At 60.2% G+C, this 23,936-nt stretch carries 19 protein-coding genes, 1 tRNA gene and 3 pseudogenes; 12 read left to right on the top strand and 11 right to left on the bottom strand.

Annotated features, from left to right (window positions below):
* Positions 1-130: 130 nt before the first annotated feature.
* The 3 genes from CS903_RS05555 to CS903_RS05545 all read left to right on the top strand — a co-directional run bounded on the left by CS903_RS05555 (position 131) and on the right by CS903_RS05545 (position 5,409).
* Complete coding sequence (locus CS903_RS05555) at positions 131-2,050, top strand: BCCT family transporter (protein ID WP_099332570.1); 1,920 nt, start codon at positions 131-133, stop codon at positions 2,048-2,050.
* A 63-nt stretch (positions 2,051-2,113) separates the two neighbouring features.
* Positions 2,114-2,899, top strand: a complete 786-nt coding sequence (locus CS903_RS05550) for an ABC transporter ATP-binding protein (RefSeq protein ID WP_099332569.1) — start codon at positions 2,114-2,116, stop codon at positions 2,897-2,899.
* The gene (locus CS903_RS05545; RefSeq protein WP_099332568.1) at positions 2,899-5,409 is read left to right on the top strand and encodes an FtsX-like permease family protein; all 2,511 of its coding nucleotides are present in this window, start codon (positions 2,899-2,901) and stop codon (positions 5,407-5,409) included. Before CS903_RS05550 ends, CS903_RS05545 begins: the two co-directional genes overlap by 1 nt.
* A 98-nt stretch (positions 5,410-5,507) precedes the next feature.
* On the opposite strand, the gene mmsB is transcribed toward CS903_RS05545, so the two are convergent.
* From mmsB to CS903_RS09465, 10 genes are all read right to left on the bottom strand, one after another.
* Positions 5,508-6,689, bottom strand: coding sequence for a multiple monosaccharide ABC transporter permease (mmsB, locus tag CS903_RS05540; RefSeq protein WP_099332567.1), 1,182 nt, complete (start codon positions 6,687-6,689; stop codon positions 5,508-5,510).
* Positions 6,686-8,236, bottom strand: coding sequence for an ATP-binding cassette domain-containing protein (locus tag CS903_RS05535; protein ID WP_099332566.1), 1,551 nt, complete (start codon positions 8,234-8,236; stop codon positions 6,686-6,688). The genes mmsB and CS903_RS05535 overlap by 4 nt, the downstream gene beginning before the upstream one ends.
* Positions 8,237-8,341: 105 nt before the next feature.
* Positions 8,342-9,553, bottom strand: a complete 1,212-nt coding sequence (gene chvE / locus CS903_RS05530; protein WP_207203768.1) for a multiple monosaccharide ABC transporter substrate-binding protein — start codon at positions 9,551-9,553, stop codon at positions 8,342-8,344.
* A 325-nt stretch (positions 9,554-9,878) separates the two neighbouring features.
* Positions 9,879-10,916 (bottom strand): LacI family DNA-binding transcriptional regulator, encoded by a 1,038-nt coding sequence (locus CS903_RS05525; RefSeq protein ID WP_099332565.1) that lies wholly within the window; start codon positions 10,914-10,916, stop codon positions 9,879-9,881.
* 109 nt (positions 10,917-11,025) lie between these two features.
* Positions 11,026-12,534, bottom strand: coding sequence for an L-arabinose isomerase (gene araA / locus CS903_RS05520; RefSeq protein ID WP_099332564.1), 1,509 nt, complete (start codon positions 12,532-12,534; stop codon positions 11,026-11,028).
* Positions 12,531-13,250 carry an L-ribulose-5-phosphate 4-epimerase gene (locus CS903_RS05515; RefSeq protein ID WP_099332563.1) on the bottom strand — a complete coding sequence of 240 codons (720 nt, stop codon included), beginning with the start codon at positions 13,248-13,250 and terminating at the stop codon, positions 12,531-12,533. The genes araA and CS903_RS05515 overlap by 4 nt, the downstream gene beginning before the upstream one ends.
* Before the next feature lie 84 nt (positions 13,251-13,334).
* Entirely contained in the window at positions 13,335-14,930 is a 1,596-nt protein-coding gene (locus CS903_RS05510) for a xylulokinase (RefSeq protein WP_099332659.1), read from the bottom strand.
* A gap of 55 nt (positions 14,931-14,985) precedes the next feature.
* Positions 14,986-15,855, bottom strand: a complete 870-nt coding sequence (locus CS903_RS05505; RefSeq protein ID WP_164996692.1) for an aldose-1-epimerase — start codon at positions 15,853-15,855, stop codon at positions 14,986-14,988.
* Positions 15,856-16,149: 294 nt separating this feature from the next.
* On the bottom strand, positions 16,150-16,785 hold the full coding sequence (locus tag CS903_RS05500; protein ID WP_164996691.1) for a GNAT family N-acetyltransferase: 636 nt from the start codon (positions 16,783-16,785) through the stop codon (positions 16,150-16,152).
* Positions 16,782-17,270, bottom strand: a complete 489-nt coding sequence (locus CS903_RS09465; protein WP_207203767.1) for a DUF5652 family protein — start codon at positions 17,268-17,270, stop codon at positions 16,782-16,784. Before CS903_RS09465 ends, CS903_RS05500 begins: the two co-directional genes overlap by 4 nt.
* A 248-nt stretch (positions 17,271-17,518) precedes the next feature.
* Here CS903_RS09465 and CS903_RS05490 point away from each other — a divergent pair, with 248 nt between their 5' ends.
* The 4 genes and pseudogenes from CS903_RS05490 to CS903_RS05470 all read left to right on the top strand — a co-directional run.
* The gene (locus CS903_RS05490) at positions 17,519-17,869 is read left to right on the top strand and encodes a hypothetical protein (RefSeq protein WP_099332560.1); all 351 of its coding nucleotides are present in this window, start codon (positions 17,519-17,521) and stop codon (positions 17,867-17,869) included.
* Positions 17,870-18,091: 222 nt separating this feature from the next.
* Positions 18,092-18,400 carry a Dabb family protein gene (locus tag CS903_RS05480; protein WP_099332558.1) on the top strand — a complete coding sequence of 103 codons (309 nt, stop codon included), beginning with the start codon at positions 18,092-18,094 and terminating at the stop codon, positions 18,398-18,400.
* Between the two features lie 136 nt (positions 18,401-18,536).
* Positions 18,537-18,610: transfer RNA gene (locus CS903_RS05475), tRNA-Pro, on the top strand.
* A 174-nt stretch (positions 18,611-18,784) separates the two neighbouring features.
* Positions 18,785-19,000: pseudogene (locus tag CS903_RS05470) on the top strand (type I restriction-modification system subunit M N-terminal domain-containing protein); the annotation flags it as partial.
* Between the two features lie 924 nt (positions 19,001-19,924).
* Here the strand turns inward: CS903_RS05470 and CS903_RS05465 are convergent.
* Positions 19,925-20,635, bottom strand: coding sequence for a dihydrofolate reductase family protein (locus CS903_RS05465; RefSeq protein WP_099332557.1), 711 nt, complete (start codon positions 20,633-20,635; stop codon positions 19,925-19,927).
* 291 nt (positions 20,636-20,926) lie between these two features.
* Between CS903_RS05465 and CS903_RS05460 the strand changes: the two genes are divergently transcribed.
* From CS903_RS05460 to CS903_RS09460, 5 genes and pseudogenes are all read left to right on the top strand, one after another.
* The gene (locus tag CS903_RS05460) at positions 20,927-21,475 is read left to right on the top strand and encodes a PadR family transcriptional regulator (protein WP_164996690.1); all 549 of its coding nucleotides are present in this window, start codon (positions 20,927-20,929) and stop codon (positions 21,473-21,475) included.
* Positions 21,476-21,530: 55 nt separating this feature from the next.
* Entirely contained in the window at positions 21,531-22,964 is a 1,434-nt protein-coding gene (locus tag CS903_RS05455) for an MFS transporter (protein ID WP_099332555.1), read from the top strand.
* A 75-nt stretch (positions 22,965-23,039) separates the two neighbouring features.
* The gene (locus CS903_RS05450) at positions 23,040-23,393 is read left to right on the top strand and encodes a hypothetical protein (RefSeq protein ID WP_099332554.1); all 354 of its coding nucleotides are present in this window, start codon (positions 23,040-23,042) and stop codon (positions 23,391-23,393) included.
* A gap of 240 nt (positions 23,394-23,633) precedes the next feature.
* A pseudogene (locus CS903_RS09800) lies at positions 23,634-23,723 on the top strand (IS1/IS1595 family N-terminal zinc-binding domain-containing protein); the annotation flags it as partial.
* Between the two features lie 24 nt (positions 23,724-23,747).
* Positions 23,748-23,936 (top strand): annotated as a pseudogene (locus tag CS903_RS09460) (IS256 family transposase); the annotation flags it as partial.

The following is a 23,936-nucleotide window of genomic DNA, read 5'->3' as shown; positions in this document are numbered from 1 at the left end:
TTGGGCCCGTGTTAGCCTGCTTAACAGATCTGGTCGGTGACAGTGTTGCAGACCAGATCTTTGCATGAGAGGCCCCGGGTTTTTCACGTCGTCCGACCCTTGGAGAAGGGGAAGCAACCCAACTTTACTAATGTCGTCTGAACAGACAAGTCGTAGCAAGAAAACACTCTCATCGCGGGTTCCACGAACTGTTCGCGAGCTGGTAGGCGCGGATGGCGCCCTGCATCCAGCACTTCTACCCGGAATCGCCGTTGATGAAAACAGCAGACGTTTTCGCATTGACTGGTGGGTGTCGGGGGCGGCGCTAGTCGCCGTTGTTGCTCTGGTCCTCGTCGGTGCATTCGACTCGGAAGCCCTGGGGCACGCTGCTGGAGTCGCGGTGCACTGGGTGTCCATCCACACCGGCTGGCTTTTCACCCTGCTGACCATTGCTGTTTTTATCTTCATGCTGGTGGTGGGCTACTCAGCTAAGGGCAACATCGTCCTCGGTACCGATGACGAGGAACCAGAGTTTTCTCGTGGTTCCTGGGTTGCCATGCTCTTCTCGGCTGGAATGGGGATTGGCCTACTCTTCTTTGGCCCCTACGAGCCGCTGCACTTCTTCCTCAATGTCCCCCCGGCCTCAACGGTCGATGCCGGGACACCTGAGGCGATGCAGGCAGCCATTGCGCAGACCCTGCTGCACTGGGGTCCGATGGCCTGGTCGTACTACGCCCTGGTGGGTGGTGCAATCGCCTACTCGGCTTACCGACGAGGACGATCACCGCTGATCTCGGCCATTTTCACGCCGATCTTTAGTGAAAAGCTGGCCATTCCCTTCGGTCGTGTCATCGACACTTTCGCTATTCTGGTCACCCTGTTTGGGACGGCGGTGTCCCTGGGGCTCGGCGCCCTGCAAATCGGCAAGGGGGTCGAGATTGTCGCGGGCATTGGACCCCTTGGAAACGGGGTCATCATCGGCCTCATGGTTGCCCTCACCATTGCCTTTATTTTATCTGCGGTCTCGGGTGTCAAACGCGGGATTCGGATGCTTTCCAATATCAACATGATGTTGGCACTCGGCCTCGGACTGTTCGTCTTCCTGGCCGGACCAACCCTGTTTCTTCTCGACTTCATCCCAACAGCTGTGGTTGCTTTCGTGACGGAACTGGGCCCGATGCTAGCCGTTTCGGCCTCAGCATCCCCGGAAGCCGCGGACTTCATGGAGAGCTGGACCACCTACTACTGGGCCTGGTGGGTCTCTTGGACCCCGTTTGTCGGCATGTTCATCGCCCGTATTTCCAGGGGGCGAACACTTCGTGAGTTCGTCACCGTCGTCATCGTGATCCCCTCGCTGGTCAGCCTGCTGTGGTTCTCGACCCTTGGCGGAACGTCGATGTGGATGGAGCAAAACGGCGCCAATATCTCTGCCGCAGGTTCCAGTCAGGAATACCTTTTCAGCGTCCTCAGCAACCTGCCCTTCGCAACCATCACGGCAATCATCGCCATGTTTGCGCTGGTCATCTTCTTCGTGACCAGTGCTGACTCGGCCTCACTGGTCATGGCGACCATCAGCCAGCGGGGCAAGAGCAACCCGAGTAAGCGACTGACCGCCGTCTGGGGAGTGGCGCTCTCTGCCACCGCCATCACCCTGCTGATCACCGGGGGTGAGGACACGGTCAGTGCCCTCCAGGCCCTGGTGACGATTTCGGCTCTTCCGTTCGCCATCATCCTCATCCTGATGATGGTGGCCTGGTGGAAGGACCTTTCCACGGATCCGTTGGTTCTGCGCCGCAAGTACGCCAGTGTGGCAATTGACGAGGGCGTAAGGAAGGGGATCCAGCAGCACGGAGATTCTTTCGCGTTCTCGGCCGGCGTGACCCACCCCGATCGGGGGGCTGGAAGCTGGCTTGATCGTGATGATGAATCACTGACTGGGTGGTACGAGGAAGTCGTCCTCGACAATAACGTGACCGAGATGGAAGCCGAACTGGAAGCTGAACTTGAGACCGAGGATGTGGAAGAGGAACCCGTGACAACCGGGGCACCCACTGGGGACACCGGGGTTTGACCAGGGATCTTTAGGGGACTTCCCCCACCTCTTTTGACGAGGTCGCCTGGCAGACTCGAAGGCATGAGCCAAACAGAACCCCGCGACACCTACGCGGACAGCAGAGTAAACCAGGCGAGCAGCACGGCGGCACCACGTACCGACGCTGTCTCCAGTCTTCGCAACGTCAGCAAGATCTACGGCCAGGGGGACACCAAGGTGGCCGCCCTCGACGGAGTCTCCATCGACTTCTACTCGGGGCAGTTCACGGCCATCATGGGGCCCTCCGGGTCCGGCAAGTCGACCATGCTCAATGTTCTGGCGGGACTGGACTCGATCACCTCCGGGGTGGTTGCACTGGAAGGAAAGCAGTTCCAGGGCCTCTCAGATGACAAGTTGACCCGGCTGCGACGCGACCGGATCGGCTTCGTCTTCCAGAGCTTCAACCTGATCCCCACCCTCGATGCCAAAGCCAATATCCTCCTCCCCAGCACCCTGGCTGGTCACGATGTCGACCCCGGCCTTTTTGACCGGATCATCGCCAGCCTAGGGATTGGGGACCGCCTGCACCACCTGCCCTCGCAGCTCTCCGGGGGCCAGCAGCAGCGCGTCGCCCTGGCTCGCGCCCTGGTGACGGCGCCGGCGATCATCGTCGCCGATGAGCCGACGGGAAACCTTGACTCGGCCTCAACCGCCGAGGTCCTTTCACTGCTCAGGGCTGCGGTGGATCAGCTGGGCCAGACCATCATCATGGTCACCCACGACCAACACGTCGCCAGCATGTCGGACCGCGTCATCGTGGTGCGGGACGGCCGGATTGCAGCCGACCTGTGGAAGCCGACTGCTGAGCAGATCGAGCAGGTCGCCTGATGGGGCAGCTGGTACGGGCTAACCTAAGGTTCCACGGCAGACGCTACGTGGCGACCCTGGTCGCCGTGGGGATTGCCGTGGCGTTCGTGGCTGCCTCCCTGGTTTTCGGTGGGGCAATGAGCTCTGGAATCCGCAATGAGGTGGCGGGACAGTACGCGGGTTCTGCTGCTGTTTTGCAGCCGGACTGGGACGGGACTGACACTCCAGAACTAGAGGAGGCCGAGAAGATCGCCCGGGACATTGCCGGGGTGACAGAGGTCTACCCGATCTACTACTCAGGCGCCGAACTGGTCGGGGGAGGGAAGCAGACGGGTTCCTACCTGATGATTCGTGCCCTGGGGGGCGATCTGCTGGCCCACCCGGACCTGGTTGAGGGCACACTCCCGACCGGGCCACTTGAAGCCCTGGTCTCCGAAGCGAGTGCAGAACGATACGGGGTCGAGGTCGGATCTGTCATCACCCTTAAGGGGTTCGAGACCGGTGAGCACGACATAACCATTACCGGCATTTCGGAGGGCGGTAACGCGGGTCTCGGCCTGTCGACTACGGACCTCCTCATGTCGCGAGAGGGGATCAAGGAACTTGATCCCACGGCTTGGCTTGACGGAGTCCTGGTAGCGGGGCAATCCGAGAGGCTCTCCAGGGAGCAGCAGACCGAACTGGTGGGGCAAATCGAGGCCGCACTCTCGGCAGCGGGAATCACGGGTGTCGTGGTCACCCCGGAGTTTGAGGCAACGGATATAGCCCTAGACGCGATCGGTTCTTCCAATGCCGCCATCACCGCCATGATGCTGGTGTTCCCCACGATTTCGGCAGCTGTGGCGATGATCGTGGTGGGGACAACGTTCCAGGTCATCTTTGGTCAGCGGGAACGCGAACTGGCACTGCTGCGCGTCATCGGCGCCACCGGTGGTCAGGTCAGGCGGCTCATGCTGCTTGAGTCCCTGGCGGTGGGCCTACTTGGCTCCCTGATCGGTGCGGCCCTGGGACTGTTTGGGGGAGCCGCGGTTGCGGCAGCAGCCGGGGCCTCCAAGGGCTTTGTCGCCGCCCTGGGTTCAGTCAGCGCCACGCAGATGATCATTACGGTTGCGGTCGGCTCGCTGCTCACACTTGCCGCTGGGTTGCGGCCCGCGGGTCGAGTCTCAAGGATCTCTCCGGTTGAAGGACTGGGTGGTCGCGTGGTGACGGTGACCAAGATGAGGAAACGCCAGATTGCGGTGGCGATCATCAGTCTGTTACTAACGGTCGGGCTGGGGGTATCCGCCGCCTTCCTGGCATTCTCCACCACGGATCCTGATGAGAAACTCACCCGGTTCCCAGCTGTGCTGGGCCTAGCGGTGTTGACCGCCGCCGCCCTCATCACCCTGCTTTCATCAGTGCTTCCTCTGATTACGGGCATGTTCGGGAGGGGAGCGGGCTCGGTTTCATTCCGTCTGGCTTCACGAAACACAGTTCGCAATCCCGGACGAACCGCAGCGACAGGCGTGGCGGTCTTCATCGGTGTCACCCTGATTACCATGGTGACTTTCGGAGCCCAGTCAATGCGTGCGACGGCTGTGTCCAGCCTGGACCGCAATGCACCGCTGGACCTGACAGTCTCAGCCCCAGCAGCCGGCTTCACCGGTAAGCAGCTGGAGGTGCTTACCAACCTGGATGGGGTCCAGCAAACTGCCGTGGTTGATGGTGCACTCGCCGACATCACGCTGGGGGCCGGAACGCCGAATGAGTTCATCAGTCAGGGCACCCTGGTCACGGGAAGCAACCTGAGTGACGCCGTCAGGGGTGGCTTTGAAATGCCACCCACCGGTGCGGTAATGGTTCCCTACTGGATGCTGGACTTTGGTGAGTCCGCCGAGATTTGCGTGGCGGAGAAGTGTTCGGAACTGAAGTTGATCTCGGGCGATGCTCTAACGGGCAACAGCATCTTCATCGTCTCGCCCGAAACGGTGGCACAGATGGGTCTCGACCTCGAGCCAACGCAGGTCTGGCTGGAGCTTACCGACCCCGCCAACTACCAGACGGTCATCAGTGACATCCAGGCTGAGGGGGCGGACCTCTCCCTCGATGGATCCGTTGCCAAGCGTGCCGCAATCGACCAGATCGTCAATATTCTTGTCCTCGTGGTGGTGGGTCTACTGGCGGTTTCCGTTCTCGTTGCCCTGGTCGGTATCACCAACACCCTGTCCCTCTCGGTTCACGAACGGACCCGGGAGAACGGCCTGCTGCGCGCCCTCGGTATGACTAAGAAGCAGATTCGCGAAATGCTCAGTTGGGAGGCGCTGCTGATCGGGGCGGTCTCGACCCTGCTGGGTCTGCTGGCAGGTGCCTTCTTCGGGGCGGTTGGGTTCATGTCGCTGCCCGTCGGTGTCTCTGAGTACGTCCTGCAGGTGCCTTGGCTGCAGTGGCTGATTGTGGTCGTGGTTGCCATCGGGGCGGCAGTTATCGCCTCCATCATGCCCGGCAGGCGAGCCTCAGCAGTCTCTCCCGTGGAGGCGCTGGCAGCGGAGTAACCCGCAGCTCTCGTCCTCAACATGACAAAAGAGCGGCCACCCTGGAAGAGATTCCAGAGTGGCCGCTTTTGTGTTGTCCCGAAGGGGGGACAGTTTGGTTAGGCGGCTGCGCCCGAGCGACGCTTGTTGTAGACGTCAAACGCAACTGCGAGGAGGAGGACGGCGCCCTTGACAATCTGCTGCGTAGAGGTCGAGGCACCCATCAGCTGCATACCGTTGGAGAGGACAGCCATGACCAGGCCACCGACGAGGGCGCCGGTGACACGGCCGATACCACCAGTGGTGGAAGCGCCACCGACGAAGCAGGCGGCAATCGCATCCAGCTCGAACATGTTGCCAGCTGACGGCTGGGCACCATTCATCCGAGCCGAGTAGAGGACACCCGCAACACCGGCCAGGAAGCCCATGTTGACGTAGACCCAGAAGGAGATCGACTTGACGTTGATACCCGAGAGGGCGGCTGCGGTCTTGTTACCGCCGATGGCGTAGACGTCACGACCAAAGATGGTGCGCTGGGAGACGAAGCCGTACACCAGGATCAGGGTGGCCAGAATAATGAGGACGATAGGCAGGCCACGTGCGGTGGACAGCTTGTAGGCGAACGCCATTACCACTGCTGCAACAATGACGATCTTGGCGATAAAGAAGCCGATGTTCTCGACTGCCTGACCGTACTTGAGCTTGTCCTGGCGAGCCTTCCAGGCGAAGTAGGCGTAGCCGACCACGCCGATCGCGAAGATGACCAGGGTGAATATATCGACCCCGTACCCACCAAACAGGCCGTTGAGGAATCCGTTGGCAATGTTGTAGTAGCCCTTGGGGAAGGGGGAGAGGGAGACGTTGTCGAGGACGTTGTAGGTCAGACCTCGGAACATCATCATGCCTGCCAGGGTGACGATGAAGCCGGGGATTCCCACGTAGGCCACCCAGAAGCCCTGGAAGGCACCGACCGCCAGACCGACAAGCAGAGCCGCGACGACGCCCATCCACCACGGCAAACCGTGGCGAATGACCAGCACCGCTGAGACGGCGCCCGTCAGGGCAACCACAGAACCGACGGACAGGTCAATCTGTCCGAGGACGATGACGAACAGCATGCCGATTGCCAGCACCAGGATGTAGGAGTACTGGAGGACGATGTTCGTCAGGTTGGAGGCCGAGAGGAACGTTGGGTTGATGACCGCAAAGACAATCACGATCGCAACGAAAGCGACAAAAATGCCGGATTGACGCAGGCTAGAGCCAAACGTATTTTTTATGAGGTCGCGTGCAGCGGTCACGACGCCGACTCCTTCTTGGGTTCAATGGTCATTAGTCTCATGAGTTCTTCTTGGGTGGCCTGGGACGTCGGCATCTCGCCGGTGATACGTCCGTAGGCCAGGGTGTAGATGCGGTCCGTGATGCCCTGGAGCTCCTCGAGCTCGGAGGAGATGACGACGACAGCCTTGCCCTGGGCAACCATGTCGTTGATCAGGGTGTAGATCTCAAACTTGGCTCCGACGTCAATGCCTCGGGTCGGTTCATCCAGGATCAGCACATCAGCATCGGTGTAGAGCCACTTGGACAGAACTACCTTCTGCTGGTTGCCGCCGGAGAGGGAGCCAGCCAACTGCATGACGTTGTTGGCGCGAATGTTCATCGCCGACTTGTAGTCGGTTGCGACCACCATCTCCTGGTTGTCGTTGACCACGCCGCGCACAGCGTGCTTGTGGATCCCGGCAATACCGATGTTGCGGCGGATATCGTCAATCAGGTTGAGGCCGTACACCTTGCGGTCCTCGGTCGCGTAAGCGACCTTGTTCTTGACTGCCTTGGCAACGGTGGAGACATCGATCTCCTCGCCGTTCTTATAGACCTTGCCGGAGATGTGGGAGCCGTAGGACTTACCAAAGATACTCATGGCAAGCTCGGTGCGTCCCGCGCCCATCAGGCCGGCAATTCCGATCACCTCGCCGCGACGAACCTCAAAGTCAGCGTCCTTGACGATGACCCTATCGGGCTGGGTGGGGTGGTGGACGGTCCAGTCTTCAACCTTAAAGAGGACCTCACCGGGGTTTGAATCACGGTCCGGGTAGCGTCGGCTGAGTTGGCGTCCGACCATCATGCGGATGATGTCGTCCTGGGTGACATTGGGGTCATGCATATCCAGGGTGCCAACCGTGGCGCCGTCACGAAGGACGGTGGTGCGGTCCGCGATTGCCTCAATCTCATTCAGCTTGTGCGAAATAATGATGATCGTGACACCGGAGTCCCGCAGTTGACGGACGAGGCCGAGCAGAGTCTCTGAGTCATGGTCGTTCAGGGCGGCAGTGGGTTCGTCAAGAACGAGCAGTTCGACGTTCTTAGCAAGGACCTTGCCGATCTCAACAATCTGCTGCTTGCCCACACCGAGCTGGCCGACCGGCGTCATTACCGGTTCGTCCAGTCCGACGCGAACAAGCATCTGCTGGGCCCGGTGGTTCATTTCGTTCCAGTCAATCGAGCCGAGGAAAGACTTTGGCTTCTTGGAACCCAAGAAGAGGTTCTCGGCGATCGACAGGTAAGGGACGAGGGCTAGTTCCTGGTGGACGATGCCAATGCCGGCGTCCTCGGAGCTCTTGACTGAGTTGAACTTTGCGACCTCGCCGTTATAGACGATGTCACCGGAGTAAGTTCCAAACGGGTAAACACCCGAGAGGACCTTCATGAGCGTCGATTTTCCCGCTCCGTTTTCTCCGCAAAGGGCGTGAATTTCGCCCCTACGAACGTTGAAGTTAACATCCTTGAGCACTTCGACGCCGGAGAAACTCTTGCAAATGTCACGCATTTCCAAGATGTTGTCTGCCATAACGCTACCAATCTTGATGGTCAGAAAGTCTGGTTTTTTGGGTTGGGCGACAGTAAGACCTACTCACTGCCGCCCAACCCTTGATCCCAAGGGACCTAGTGGTGACTACTTAGCCGGAACACCGGAGGCGACCTCTTCGGCCGTCCAGTAACCCGAACCAATGATGTCCTGCTCGATGTTGTCCTTGTAGATGGTCATGACATCAAGGAGGTAGGACGGAACGATCTTCACACCGTTGTCGTAGTCCTCGGTGTTGTTGGCCTCGGGCTCGATGCCACAGGCAATGTCCATGACAACCTCAACCGACTTCTTGGCGAGAAGGCGGGTGTCCTTGAAGATGGTGGACTGCTGGATGTCCTCATTGATCAGCTTGATCGAGGCGACTTCTGCGTCCTGACCGGTGACAACTGGCAGGCCTTCAGACAGTGTCGGGCCCAGGCCTACGCCCTGCAGAGCGGTGATGACACCGCGGGAGATACCGTCGAAGGGAGAGAGAACGCCGGAGAGCTCAGCGCCATCAGAGTAGGTGGAGGACAGGAGGTCTTCCATGCGCTTCTGTGCTGCTTCCTGAGACCAGCGCAGGGTTGCTACCTGGTCGAACTTGGTCTGGCCCGACTTGACGACGAGGACGCCCTCATCAATGTATGGCTGGATGGTATCCATGGCGCCACCAAAGAAGAAGCCTGCGTTGTTGTCATCAGGTGAACCTGCGAAGAGCTCGATGTTCAGCGGGCCCTTGGGTGCGTCAGCAACAGGGGTGCCGTCCATCTCAACCAGGCCGAGGCCGTAGAGGAGAGCGGTGCCCTGGGCAACGCCAACCAGGTAATTGTCGAAGGAAACGTAGAAATCAACGTTCTCATTGTCTCGGATCAGGCGGTCGTAGGAGATGACCGGGATTCCCGCGGCGCCCGCGGCGTCCAGCTGGCTGGAGAGTGCGGTTCCGTCAATCGAGGCGAGGACGAGGACGTCTGCTCCGTTGGTGATCATCTGGTCGATCTGCTGGGTTTGGGTGGGGATATCGTCGTTGGCGTACTGCAGGTCAACGGTGTATCCGGCGGCCTCAAGGCCTTCCTTCACAGCATTGCCATCAGCAATCCAACGCTCTGAGGTCTGGGTCGGCATGGCCACACCGATGGTCATATCGGTGCCGCATTCACCGCTGGCCTCGGTTCCTGCATCTCCGCCGGACTCTTCTTCGCCGGTGGTTTCATTTGAAGCGCCTGCGCCGCCGCCGCCACAACCGGCGAGGATCAGAGCACTTGCAGCTAGGAGGCCGGCGCCGCTGGCCCACATCCTGCCTTTACCAATAGCTTTCATTCGATTTTCTCCTCATTGAGTGTCGTTTCGGTTGACCGATCAGTCGATAACTTCTGTGTCTCGACCCTCCGGGGTAACTGCACGTTCGCCCCGGGGGAGCCGGGATTTGGTGCCGAAAGAATCATTCCAATGTTAGAACGAGTTCTTACACACAATGTTAGCGCTAACGAACACCCTGTCCAGTCAGTTATGTCTCGGTTTTGTAACAATTGATTACTGGGTCGGCAAAGAGTCAAACCGGCGCACTTGAGAGCTGTGTGGTGAAAAGCAAATGGGCGCGAAAGAGATCCGGACCCCAGCGGAGGGCCCGGTGGATAGGGAAGTGCTAGGCGCTAGCCCGAATCTTGAGCTTGGTGGGAATACTCTGCAGCTCGGGCTCTTGCCCCGCGATCAACTCGATGAGAGCCCCGATGGCATTCTTACCAATCAGGCTGAAATGTTGGCGCACCGAGGTCAGGGCCGGCTCAAAGAAGGCGACTCCGTCCTGGTCGTCAAACCCGAACACCCGCACATCCTCGGGAACACGGATGCCAGCTTCAGAAAGGGCCTTGAGGGCCCCCAGCGACATCTGGTCGTTGGCGACAAAGACTGCATCGGGCAGTGGTTGGGTCAGTAGCTCCTGCATGGCGCTGTACCCACTGCCTGCGGACCAGTCGCCGCGGACGCGCGCCGCCTTCTCAAGACCCAACTCTTCGGTGAAGGTCTCCCAGGCATAGTCGCGTTCCATGGCATCAAAGTCATCTGAGGGTCCAGCGATGTGGGCCACCGACCTGCAGCCCTGGTCCTTGAGGTGCTCCAGGGCAGCCCTGGAACCTGAACGCTGATCCATGCCCATCCGGGGTAGCTTCGAGTCTTCTTTGATCCAACGCGAGGCGATAACCAGGGTGGGAACGGGAACGGTTTGCGCTTCCAGTTCCTGGGCCATCTGTTCAACCGGTGCAATGACGATCAGGCCGGCCACCCCCAGGCTGAGCAGGTCATCTAGCGCGGCACGCATCGCTTCAGCGGTGAACTCGGCCAAGGTCGCCACACTGACGAAGTAACCGGCGTGGTTGGCAGCAAGCTGAAGGGAGAGCAGGGTGGTCGCCGGACCCCACTCAACAAACCGGGGTGTGATCACCCCAATCAGGCGGCTTTGGCTGGAAGCGAGGGCTCGGGCCGCTTCGTTGCGTCGGTAGCCCATTTCAGCCATGGCGTCCAGAACCCGCTGGCGGGTCTCATCCCGCACAGCACCCTTGTTGTTGATAACCCTGGAGACCGTTTGGTGGGAGACGCCGGCCCGGGCCGCAACGTCAGCCATGGAGGGCATGCGTCCGGCCCGGGAGACCGGGGCGGAACCACCTGCTGAAGTGGGCTTAGTCATGACACTCCTACTGCTGTAAACACCACCGGTCACATGGTTGTTGTCGATTTGTGAAAAACCGGTGGATTTTAGCGCTGCACCAACATCCACCGGCCTGCCAGATTACCTCTTACAAGCCATTAGCGAGGTGGTAATAGGCGAAGTTCCAGCGCACCTTGTCCTTGAACGCAGGGACTGTAGTGTCCTGGTCAATCAGCAGCAGTTCGGTGCGAACCATATCGGCGAAGATCCGGAAGATGTCGGCGCCAATCGAGTTGGTGAGGACGGTGTGGTGGGCGCCCCCGGACTCCATCCAGCATTCCGCGGAAACTTCGAGGGAGGGCTGCGGCTTCCACACGGCGTGAGCCACGGGCAGATGCGGCATCGGAGCCGGTGGCGTAACCACCTCGACCTCGTTGGCAGTCAGACGGAAACGGGTTCCCATATCTGCCAGTGAAACGACCAGGGCGGGTCCCGGATCGGTGTGGAAAACCATTCGCACAGGGTCTTCCTTGCCGCCGATGCCAAGGGGGTGAATCTCTACCTTTGGCTTCTGGGTGGTCAGGGTGGGGCAGATTTCCAGCATGTGAGCGCCAAGAATCAGCTCTTCACCCGGCACCAGGTTGTAGGTGTAGTCCTCCATCAGGGAGGCGCCACCAGGCAGTCCCTCACTCATGGCCTTCACCGCACGAACCAGGACGGCGGTCTTCCAGTCGCCCTCTGCGCCAAAGCCGTAACCCTGGGCCATGAGGCGCTGCGCGGCAATGCCGGGCAGTTGCTTCAGGGCGCCGAGGTCCTCGAAGTTGGTGGTGAATGCGCCGGCATTGCGTTCCTCCAGGAAGCGGCGAATACCGATCTCCTGCTTGGCGGCGTAGACCAGCGAATCGTGACGCTCGCCACCGTCGCGCAGTTCGGGAACCACATCGTAGAGCTCTTCGTACTCACGGGCGAGGGCCTCGGCCTCATCGTCCGTAACCTTGGCGATCTCCTCCACCAGCTCGTTGGCGGACCAGGTGGAGACGTTGACCCCCAGGATCCGCTCAGCCTCTGTTTTATCCCCGTCGGTGACAGCAACGTTACGCATGTTGTCACCGAAGCGGACCACGTTCAGGCCGTTCACTGCCGACCAGCCGATACACGCCCTCGACCAGTTGGCAACCCGGCTGCGAACCTCTGGGTCACCAACGTGTCCGACCACGGTTTCACGGGTGATGCGCAGACGCGACAGGATGTAGGCGTACTCGCGGTCACCGTGAGCCGACTGGTTCAGGTTCATGAAGTCGAAGTCGATGGTGTCCCACGGCAGCTCAACATTGGCCTGTGTGTGCAGGTGCAGCAGCGGCTTCTTGAGGACGCCGAGGCCGTTGATCCACATCTTGGCCGGGCTGAACGTGTGCATCCAGGTGATGACGCCGACCACGTTGTCGTCGCTGTTGGCTTCGAGCATGGCCCGGCGAATCGCATCCGAGTCCTTTAGCGTGGGCTTCCAAACGATGCGGACAGGGATGTCACCGGGGCGGTTGAGCTCGGTGACGACCTCCTGTGACTGGTGAGCGACCTGTGCCAGCGTCTCCTCACCGTAGAGATCCTGGCTGCCCGTCAGGAACCAGATCTCTTTTCCAACAAATGCGCTTTTCATTTCGGGTCAGTTGCTCCTTCACTGCGTTGCCCGTAGACATTTTGGTACCTGTAGAAGAGCGAGTCGATCTTCTCCTGGGGAATGGGGATGAGAGGGCCCAGCTGCCGGGCCGCCCAGATAGTCTTCGCCACCTCTTCAACCATGGCGGCTGTCTTTACCGATGCTTCGCCGTCGTGGCCGATGGTGAAGGGGCCGTGGTTCTGCATCAGGACGGCGCGCGAGTTTGACGTCGCCAGCGTCTCAACGATGCCCCGGCCGATTGAATCATCCCCGATGAGGGCGAACGGGCCGATGGGGACGGGCCCCCCGAACTCGTCACCCATCATGGTGAGGACGCAGGGGATCTCTTCACCCACGGCAGCCCATGCTGTCGCGTAGGTGGAGTGGGTGTGGGTCACCCCGCCGACCTCGGGCATGTGCCGGTAGACGTAGGCGTGCGCCGCGGTGTCAGACGAGGGTGCGTGCTCTCCGATGATGAGATTGCCGTCGAGGTCGCAGACGACCATGTCGGCGGGGCTGAGGCGGTCGTAGGGGATGCCGGAGGGCTTGATGACCATGACGTCGTCACTTCCGTCGATCCCTTTGACGCGCTGGGAAACGTTGCCGGCAGTCCACACCACCAGGTTCCACTTGATCAGCTCGGTGTGTAGTTCGCAGACAACTTTCTTGGTTTCTTCAACCTGCTCCGCCATGCGGGGCGACCACTGCGGGGTCATGCTTGAGTTTCCGTCCTCTTCATCGTGTTGGATACGTCTAGGTTAGCGTTCACGGGTGTTTCGTGCGCCTGTTGCGGACCTCGGTCAGCTGTTCTCTCCCGCAGCTGCCTCAGCGGGAAGTCCGCGTCGGTAGCGGCCCAGGAAGCTGTTGAACCCCTCAATGTCTGCCGGATCAGGCTCAATGACCGAAGAGTCCATCCTGGCGAAAATCTTCGTATCCAGGAACTGGGGCAGCGTCATCTCCTGCGCGAACTGGCTGGTGTACAGGGCCAGCAGGGCCATACCCCACGGGCCACCCTCCCCGGCCGTGGTGCTGACCTCCACCGGGGTTCTCAGGGCTCCGGCCATAATCTTCTGTGCCACCACCGGGGTCTTGAAGAGGCCGCCGTGGGCGAGAAGGCGGTCCAGTTGGACGCCCTCGTCTTCGATCAGAATGTCCATGCCGAGGCGCAGGACACCGAAGATAGCCATGAGCTGGGTGCGCATGAAGTTCGCCAGGGTGACGGGGGAGTCGGGGGTGCGGAAGAACAGGGGACGTCCCTGGTCCAAGCCAACGATGGGCTCACCGGACAGGAAGTTGTAGGCCACTAGCCCGCCACCATCCGCAGCTCCTTCCAGGGCCTTCGCGTAGGCAAGGTCGTAGAGGGCGGGACGCGGCAGGGTGAACCCCGCGCTCTCAATCAGCTCTGCGAAGACACCGACCCACTGGTCCCATTCGGAGGCGCCGTTGTTAGAGTGGACCATCGCGACGGGCAGGCCGTCGGGGGTGGTGACCATATCGAGTTCCGGGTGGACGCGAGCCAGGTCCCGTTCGAGGACGACCATCGCGAAGATCGAGGTACCCGCGGAGACGTTGCCGGTGCGGGCCGCAACGGCATTGGTGGCAACCATCCCGGTTCCAGCGTCGCCTTCCGGGGGACACATGAGCACCCCGGGCTGCAGGGTTCCACTGGGATCAAGCAGACGGGCTCCGGCCTCGGTGAGGTGACCGGCGTCCTGACCCGCCACCAGAACCGGGGGCAGAACATCGCGCAGGCTGAATGGAACTTGGGCCTGGGCAAGCAGTTCATCGAACTTCGCCAGACGCTTCTGGTCGTAGTCGTGGGCAACAGGGTCGATGGGGAACATGCCTGAGGCGTCCCCGATCCCAAGAACCGACCTACCCGAGAGCTTCTGGTGAACCAGGCCCGCCAGGGTGGTGATCTGGCGAATGGAACCCAGGTGGTCCTCTCCGTCAAGAACTGCCTGGTAGAGGTGGGCGCCGCTCCAGCGGTGCGGCATGTTGAAGTTGAGAGCCTCCGAGAGAATCTCCGTCGCCGGTCCGGTGTTGGTGTTGCGCCAGGTCCGGAAGGGGGCCAGGAGCTGGCCGTCCTCATCCAGGGCGATGTAGCCGTGCATCATCGCGGAGATGCCCATTGCGCCGAGGTGGGTGATCTCGAGGTCGTAGCGCTGCTTCACATCTGAGCAAAGGGAGGCATAGGCACCGCGCAGCCCCTCCCAGATTTGCTCCTCCGGGTAGGACCAGAGGCCATCAACGAGTTGGTTTTCCCAGTCGAAGCCGCCGGTGGCGATGGGGGTGCCGCTGGCGTCGATGAGGACTGCTTTGATTCGGGTGGAACCAAACTCGATTCCGAGGGCGGCCTCACCCGCCGCAATCGTTTCTGAAGGGGTGGGGGTGATCTGGTCTACCGAAGTCGTCACGTCGGGGTCCTTTCTGGATGAGGGTCGTTCAGGGTTAGTCGGCGCGGCGGATGGCTGCGTGGAAAGAGTGGGTCTCACCCGGCTGCAGGACTATGACATCGGTACCTGAGTTGAAGGCATTCGGGGGGCAGGTCATGGGCTCGACTGCGACACCGCGTCTGTCGAGGATTTCACCGGAGTAGATCTGCAGCCAGGGGTGGTCAGAACTCAACTCGACTCCGCGCCCTGAAACCGGATCACGCAGCACCACCTGCCAGGTCCCCTCGGGGAGGTCGGTGAAGGCGTGGTCGATTTGCCGGTCCTTCATGGGGGCGCCCCCGCGCAGGTCGAATCGGGTTCCCTCGACCTCGACCAGCTTCAGGGGACTGAGGCGTTCATCGACCTCGAGCACGGTTGCTGCCGGAGAGGTGAGAACGGCATCGTCGACGGAGGTTCCGCAGGTGAGGTAGGGGTGGATCGAGGTGCCGTAGGGGGCGTCGACCTCACCCAGGTTCGTCGTCGCCACCGTGATCGACAGTCCCGTCTCAGGGTCAAGTGAGTAGGTAGCAGTGGTCTCCACATGGAAGGGGTAGCCGGAGGTCGGTTCAATTTCGGTGCGGAAGGTGACGGAATCGTCCGTGCGGCTAAGAACCTCCCAGTGATCCCAGCAGCGCAGGCCGTGCAGGGCAGACTGGGTGACGGTCTCATTGATGGGGACGCTGAGGGTCTCGCCCTCCCACCTGTAGGTGCCGTCGGTGATGCGGTTGGGCCACGGGGTTAGTACCTTGCCGGAGTAGCCGAGCGGTTCGACCGCGGGATCGTGGGGTACGACCAGATCAAGCCCATCACTGGTCAGACCCGCTAGACCTGCACCCTGTTCGACCAGGGTGGCCTGGTAGTCGCCAGCTTTGATAACAACTGTCACTGTTAATCCCGTTCCTTCACCGCAACTATGCCTGTAGTCGAAGGTGAAGGTCATCGTTGAATGTGGTGCGGATGCACTGGAGAAACCCCTGACACCCGGACACTTCACTCCACCTTGAGCACTGTGAGCCCTATACGACTGCGGGGAAGTGTTGCCCCGCTACAAGTAAGGTTAGCGCTAACATAAAGAGATTGGCAAGGTTGAATATAACGACTTGGTAACGAAAGCGGCGGGGAGTGAAAGACCTTTTGCAATCGTGGGCAAAATGTCCCGCGCGCCCCAGAGGTTTGGCTTCTAGTTCCGGGGGGTCTGCGGAGGCCGAATCATGATAAACACGGTTCCTCCGGGAATCGCGGTCACATTGGCTACATGCCTGAACCCGTGGCGCTCATAGAGACGCTTGCTGCCCTCGGTTGTGGCCTCAAGGAAAACTGGAAGCGGATCCTTATCGACCTCGGCCAATCGGTTCTGCAAAAGCATGGTGCCGATACCCCGGTTGCGGGCTTTTGGTGAGGTCACCAGATCACGGAAGTACCAGTGTGGTCCCTCGGGACGGTGCGCATGCACGGCATTGTCATGCAGCATTCCTCGCCTTGTCGAGGGGAGGATGCGTTCGGCAATCCTGTAGATGAAACGGTGCCAGGCAGGCATACGCGGGGTCCGCACCCCGGGTGGGTGATAGTTCAGGGCCCCGAGGATGTGGTCGTCCTCGTCAACCGCAACATCGACGTAGTTGAAGCTGCCGCGTTTCAGTTCCGAAAGGAAACCGGAACGGATGGTAAAGCGGCGCAACCGTTGGTTCGGCACGATCGCAGTCCATGTTGGGTCAGCCGCGAAGGTATCTGCGTAGAGCTGGGCGATCTCCCTGGCCTCATCCGCCCGCGCCAGACGAACTTCTGGCCCGGGGGATGCGGGGGAACCCGAGGTCACTTGTCGGCAACCTTGCCATGGGTTGAAAGGTAGACGGTGGGCAGAATGCCAACCGAGTTCACCAGTGCCAGCGGCAGAATCCACGCCTCATCACGGCGTTGAATGGCGCGGCGAATCGCGATCACCTTAAGCGTGATCTCACCGATCGCCAGGGCGCCAAGGAGTAGCTTGGCGGGCAGGGGGACAGAATGGAAGGGGACCGGGCCCATCATGTGGGGGTGGTAGAACTCTTCCACCTCATCACCTTCGCCCTCATAGGCAAACTCAACGTCGTAGGAATGCCCGTGGCCGTGCCCTCCACGGCAGGGGCAGCCTCGGTCGGCACCGTGTCTGTGGCCATGATGGTGACCGTGACCGTGATGGTGGCCGTGTCCGTGGTCATGACCACCGCAACGGCAACCGTGTCCTTCGCCGTGGTGCTTGCCGCAACCGCACTTAGTCGGCTCAGAACTTACATCTTCCAGGGGAATCTCTTCTTGGGACATCTCTCTTCGACCTCTCTTTTAGCGCGGACCTGCTTCTCGTTCGTTTCGCAAGTTTGCACAGGGCAGTCGCCGAACTCGGTCCTCGGGTTGAATCTTCCTTCCAGGGTACTCTTGCGGCCGGAGCAACGCTGGTTGAGGGCGCGGTCTCAGCGGATAGCTTCGTCGGGGCAACTTGGAACGGACTGTTCCTATGAGGGAAGTAGACTGTCATGGTTAGGACCAGTAGTTCTTCAGAACGGAGACAGAGTATGTCGATTGATGCAAACCGCGAGGCCGTTGAGTACGCACGCCAGCTGATTGAGGACGGCAAGTTCGTCAATGACAAGCACGGTGAGTGGGCAGAGATCAACCCGGACACCGAGGCCCAGAACGCTTACATTCACGAACACGGAATGGAAGGCTTCGGCAAGTGGCACCTGGGGATCAAGGTTGGCGGTTCCTATGGCGAAAAGGGCACCTACAGCTTCCCTTACGGTGACTTTGAAAAGGTGTACCGCTCGGGTCTCATCGCAGCCAAGGAACGTGCTGCAGAGTTCCACCACGGAGCAGTTGAGCAGGCAGCTGATGACCTGCTGGCTATGTTCCCCGAAGTTGAGTAGTCGCTTTTTCCCAGCAGCAGGTTAGGTAACCCGCATCCGGTTAATGGATGCGGGTTCCTTCCTTTTTGGCTGACCGTGCCTTCCAAGCAGCGAAAGCTGACACTCACAGAACCAGAGGACGACCCGCTTCACCATGTCCCTCAGTGTCTTTCCCAGGGTGATTTCAGTTGCTTTTGGGGGAGCAGTAGAGTTGAGGAAGTCCAAGTAGAAGAGGGGTAGAACATGCTGCGACATGTGGTCATGTGGAAGATCTCAGCTGACAAACTCGGCTCGAATGCAGTTCGTGAGGACGTGGCAGAGAGACTCTCCGCTGAACTGCGCGCCCTGGTAGGCGTGGTTCCCGGGATCATCGATCTGCAGGCGGGTCCGAACTGCATGAATGATGAAGAGAACTGGGATTTCGGCCTGGTGGTTGATTTCGAGGACGAAGAAGCGCTGCGGAACTACGCTGTTCACCCCGCTCACCTTGAGGTTGTCAAGCAGATCCGTGCGGTTGTCAGCGCCAGAGTTGCTGTTGACTTCAAGTTCTAAGGCACAAACCAACCACGACCATGTGACTTAACCGGCGATTTCTAATGTCAGGCTTTGAGTCAACTATCGGTATGATGATCGACGGCGGTGCGTAGCATTGCTGTGATCAAGCCGGTCAAACGGCGTGGTCAGGCCTCGGGGCGTGGCGCAGCTTGGTAGCGCGTCCGGTTTGGGACCGGAAGGTCGCAGGTTCGAATCCTGTCGCCCCGACGTTTTAAAAAGTGGGACATCAACTAATGATGTCCCACTTTTTCGTTGCTATTTGGCGGGCAAGATGACAGATGTCGGAGCCTACGGATACGTTAGGACATGGTCGTCTAACGGGCGTTATCCACCAGGCGCAAGTCGTGCAGTGTGGCGCGATAGAAAGTGGTTGGGCAGAACATGAGAGAGCAGCAGCGGGCAGACCTTCACAAGACGATATGGCAGGTAGCGAACGATCTTCGCGGGTCTGTGGATGGCTGGGATTTCAAGTCCTATGTGCTGGGGATCCTCTTTTATCGGTTTATCTCTGAGAACCTGACGAAGTTCATCAATGAGGGGGAGTGGGAGGCCGGAAATACCGGCTTCAGCTTCGCGAGCCTTTCGGATGAGGCCGCCGCCTTGCGCGCTGGGGGAGGTTACTAGGTCGCGCAGGTACCAGTGGGGCTCTTCCGGGCGACAGGCGTGAACGGCTTGGTCATGCATCAGTCCGCGACGCGCGCTCGGCGCCATCAGGAGCAGTCGCGGTAGCGCCTCTTGAACGATCTGCCTACCGCGTCCTCGCCAAGAGGGCCTTGCTTCACTGGCCGTGCTATCTGAAGGCGATGCGTAGTTCAGGGCCGCGAGTATCTCACCGTCGTCGCCACGCACCACGTCGACATGGCGGTAGCCTCCGCGACGCATATCGCGGCTGAAGGAGCGGCGGATCACGTGGGGCCGAAGCCGGTTGTTGGGCACGATCGCTGACCAGACTGGGTCGGGCGAAAACGCCGTCGCGTATAGCGCGGCCAGAGTGCGGCTGTCGGCGAGTTGGGCCGGCTCTATCGTTGGTGGCGCATCTCCGCGCTTAGGTGAGGACATGTTGTCCAAAGGCAAGTAGTCGAGGGTGTGTGGAGGTCAAGTTGGCCGCCCGCAAGTGCAAGGTTTGCCGTCGTTCAAGGGGGCACCGCATGCAGGGCAGACGTGTTTGTCTTCTAGGCCCCACATCCGCAGGCCGTCCCGCTGCCTGACGCGCAGGGTCCGTGCCCGCAGTTGCAGTCACCTGGACGGCAGCCACAATCCTCAGGGCAGTCGCATTTTGCGTCGGCGTTGTGTCCACAGCAGGCGCATCCGTGCGCGCAGCAGGCGCAATGGGTGTTTCCGATTCCCGCGCAGGCTTGACACTGGCACTTGGCGCAGTCGCAGGTTTCTTTTTCTCCAGGGGCTATTGTCTGGCGCAACGGCGGCAGGGAGGTGTCCGTTTCGTCATGGGAGTTCATGTATCGTCACCTCTCTTTATCGAAGTAGTTGTCGGTGTCAGTGCTTGGGTTCTACCCCCCTAGATTACCGGTACCTTGTCCACAGGATGCCATCCTCGAGAGCTTGTGCGCTGACGAGGGTAAAAGTCGTCGGGCCCAAGGGGTTTGACGTGGCCGCAAAGACGTTCTGGGTCTGCGCGCCCGCTTCCACGACGGGAAGAACTACAAGGGAAAGTTCGTCGGTTAGTCCACTGCGGAGGAGGAGCGAATTGATTTCCGGCCCGGCGATACTGACCAGGGCGTCAATCCCGTAGTTCGTGCGCAGGACTTCCAGAAAGCGAGTGAGGTCCAGGTCGGGGGCTTCGCCCTCGATCTGGAAGTGCGGGATTCCTTGTTTCTCTAGCTGATCGACGTGGGCGGGTGGGCAGGTAGAAGAAAGGACTTCCAGTCGGCGGTAGAGGGTCGCCCCAGCGTGTGGGTTGAGGGGATCGAATGGGAGCGGATCCTCACCCAGGTTCAGAACGACTAGATATCCGCCGTCGTGGGGCGTCGCCTCTCTGCCATCGGCACTGGGCTCTGGCGGAGGCAATAGGAACGGGCCTATCGGTTCTTCGAGCTGGCGAGCATCAATGAGGGTGGCGGGGGCTTGGAAAGCGGTGCGGATTTCTTCAGAGAGAGCCGCTGCAGTTATCGCCAGGGGAAGAGTTTCGAATTCCCCGCGCCCTTGACCATTGAGGGTTGTCACGACGTGGCTGACCACAAAAGGTCGGCTCTCGAAGGGATCGACATCGGTCACAGGAAGCACTTCCTTCAGGTCTGCGGACGTCTGCGTGTCACACCGCGAAACTATCACGGCCAGTGCTGCGAAGGTGATCCAGCTTTCTATTAGCGATATATCGTTGACGTCAAGAAACGCGCATGTAACGATATGTCGGTAAGTGCGTCGGTGGGAAACGCTGGCGCAAGACGACAGATTCTGAAGGAATGAATCATGAACTTTTTTGACGATTTAGATATGGGCGGGCATGCAGGTCCGCACAGACACGGCGCCCCTGGACAGCGGCGACAGCACCACGAACCTCCGCGCATGGACCACGGTGGAGAACGCGGCATGCGCCATGGGAGGGGCCATGGCAAAGGACGTGGACACGGTCCGGACCGACGTGGCCGCGGGGAAATGCCCGGTCCACGACGAGGACGCGCCCGCCGCGGTGACGTCCGACTGGCCCTCCTCGCCCTTCTAGTAGAAGAGGCCGGAACTGGGTACGCCCTCATCCAAAGGATTGAGCAGAGGACCGACGGAGTATGGAAGGCCAGTCCGGGTTCCGTTTACCCAACGCTGGCGCAGCTTGTTGATGAAGGGCTTGTGGCCTCGGTGGCTGCAGAGGGAGGCGGAAACGAGTTTTCGATAACCGCTTCCGGGGAAGCCCACGTCCGCGAGCGAGAAGAAGACATTGCAAGAGTGTGGGAGCAAACCGAGGGCGCTCGAGAAGGTGCCGATGGACTGCGCCACGCAACGCACCGGCTGATGAACCAAGTTCGCGAACTGTCCATGGATGCAACCGACGAACAGTTGGCGGAGGCCACTGCGAAGATCCACGAGCTCCGCAAAGAACTCAAGAGGCTGGCCAAGTAAAGACGAACCTACGCGAAAACGGGCCAGGCGAACCTCTAAGCCGTAAACTTCACATATGAGCCAAGGAATGCCGCGCACGGCGCAACCAAACGCGGTCGGTGCCGCCCGCGGAGCAGCGGGGTCAGTCCTGGTTTTTCTCGTCTTCATTGAGATAACCAGCGGATTCGTACAGGGTTTCTACACTCCTTTGCTGCCGGCGATCGCGGCGCAGGTCGGCGTCTCTGGTGAGGCGATGAACTGGTTCCAAACCGCGCAGGCGATGGCGGCGGCCGTCATGGTTCCGCTCATGGCGCGGATGGGAGACGTGTATGGGCCCCGCCGAGTCTTGCGGGCCGCCATAGGGGTCGTCCTAGTCGGGACGGTGCTGGTGGCGGTGGCCCCCACGTATGCGATCGTGCTTTTGGGGCGGGTGCTGATCGGCCCTCTGGGAGTTTGGCTGCCGCTCGCGATCGCTATCATTTACGTTCGGGCAAGCCAAGGTTCAACCACACGGTCAATCAGTATTATTTCTGCCTCCCTAATGGGCGGGATCGTCGTTGGGACTCTCGCCGCTGGAGCCGCGGAGGCGCTCCTTCCTAATTTGCCCACCATTCTCATGGTGCCGGTGCTGATGGTGGCCCTGTCGACCGTTGTCGTGTTCTTCTTCTTGCCAGCAGACGTCGACCTATCCGCTGGCAAGATCGACTGGGTGGGTTTTGTGGGGCTGGGGTTGCTCCTCGTGACGCTGATTTTGGCTTTGGCCTTCATGGGTCCATCACATGCCCGGCTTTCCCTGATTCTTTTTGCTGCGACCGCCGTCCTCTTCGCCATCTGGCTGTGGTGGGAACAGCGCTCCCCGGACCCAGCGGTGGACTTGAAGCTCGTCGTTTCTAAGGCTATGGGCCCGCTTTACGCGTCCGCGTTCGCAATGGGGATCATCATGATTGATGCTCCGCCAAACCTTGCCGACTACCTCAGTCGCGACCCCGAGAAATTTGGTTACGGGTTTGGAGCAGGGCCCTCTCTGTTGGCGACCATGATTGCGATCATGCTGATCTTTGCTGCGGCCGGCGCCTTCCTTTCATCCTTCATCGCGGCGAAGGCCGGAATGCGCCGAACGCTGGTTAGCGCGGCGTTGCTCGGCGCGGTGGGACAGTTGGTCGTCCTCGTCCTGCCCCACTACGTCCTCGCATTCTGGATTTCGGGAATCTTGACGGGCTTTGGTCTGGGGGTTTTGGTCGGTACCTTGCCCGCCTTGGTCTCTCATGCTGCGCCCCTTGGCCGTACCGGCATCGCCAACGGCATTTACTCCGCGCTTCTCGCGATGGGCGGAGCCGTCGGCGGTGCGGTGTTCAAGCAGGTGCTTGCTGCGTTCCGTGGCCCTGACCGGATCACCGCATTGTCGGGGTATATGACAATCTGGGGCATAAGCGTGTTTTTGTTCCTCCTTACGGCGGTGATGCTCGCCAGCGTCGCACTCCCTGGACATACAAGAGGAAAAGTTCACTGAGTCGCAGGCGGCAGGATAGTAAGAACCATAGAATCGAACAAGACAGGCGGCCGGTTTCCAGGAAAGGGACAATACATGGCTACAGAACTCAACCGTGATGCCTTCGAGCACGCCAAGCAGCTCATCGCTGATGGACGCTACGTTCTCGACAAGCAAGGTGACTGGGACAAGGCAGCTCCCTCTTCGGAACAGCAAAAGGAATACATCCACGAGCGGGGCATGAAGGGCTACGCCGAGTGGAACCTAGGAATCCGCGCAGGGGGATCCTACGGCGAGAAGTCGAACTACAGCTTCCCTTATGGCGATTTCCGCGATGTTTACCGTTCAGCGCTTATCGCCGCGGAAGAAGAGGCAACCCAGTACCACCACGGTGCCATCGTCCAGGCTGCGCAGGACCTTCAGGCCCTGCTCCCGAAAGACTCCGAGTAAGCAAACTTTGACCCACGGGCATCGCGAGGTGCCTTGGTGTAATGGGTTGAAAAACGGCTTATAGGACAGCTGGTGTTGCTCGCGGGTCGGGTTGTGCTTGTGATGGTGCGACAAAGTCGGGGTTGAAGTTGGTGGTTGCCAACTTGAAGGTCGGACAGTTTGTGTTGCTGTGGGGTTTAGTTTCCTTTGTGATGGCGCGGCAAAGTCGGGGTTGAAGTTGGTTGCCTGCATGTTTGGGTGATGAACATTCCGAAGTGCCCTGTTTGCGGCAAGGTGATGACTCGTCATGGCAAGACTTCAACTGGTCGTCAGCGGTGGCGGTGTCGGGTTTGCGGGATCTCTCAGGTGGTTACTTTGGATACTCGCGCCAAGCATTTAGAGGAGTTCTTAGCCTGGCTGCTGTCTCGGGAGCGTCAGTGCGATATGCCGGGGGCGGGACGGTCGTTCCGGCGTCGCACTCAGGGTTTGTGGGAGGTGTGGCCCCTGCCGGGCGTGGTGGATGAGGTCCATCATGTGGTGTTTGTGGATGGTATTCATTTGGGG

It is taken from the genome of Actinomyces minihominis (assembly GCF_900187855.1).
GTDB classification, from domain to species: domain Bacteria; phylum Actinomycetota; class Actinomycetes; order Actinomycetales; family Actinomycetaceae; genus Scrofimicrobium; species Scrofimicrobium minihominis.
This window is presented reverse-complemented; position numbering and strand designations above follow the sequence as displayed.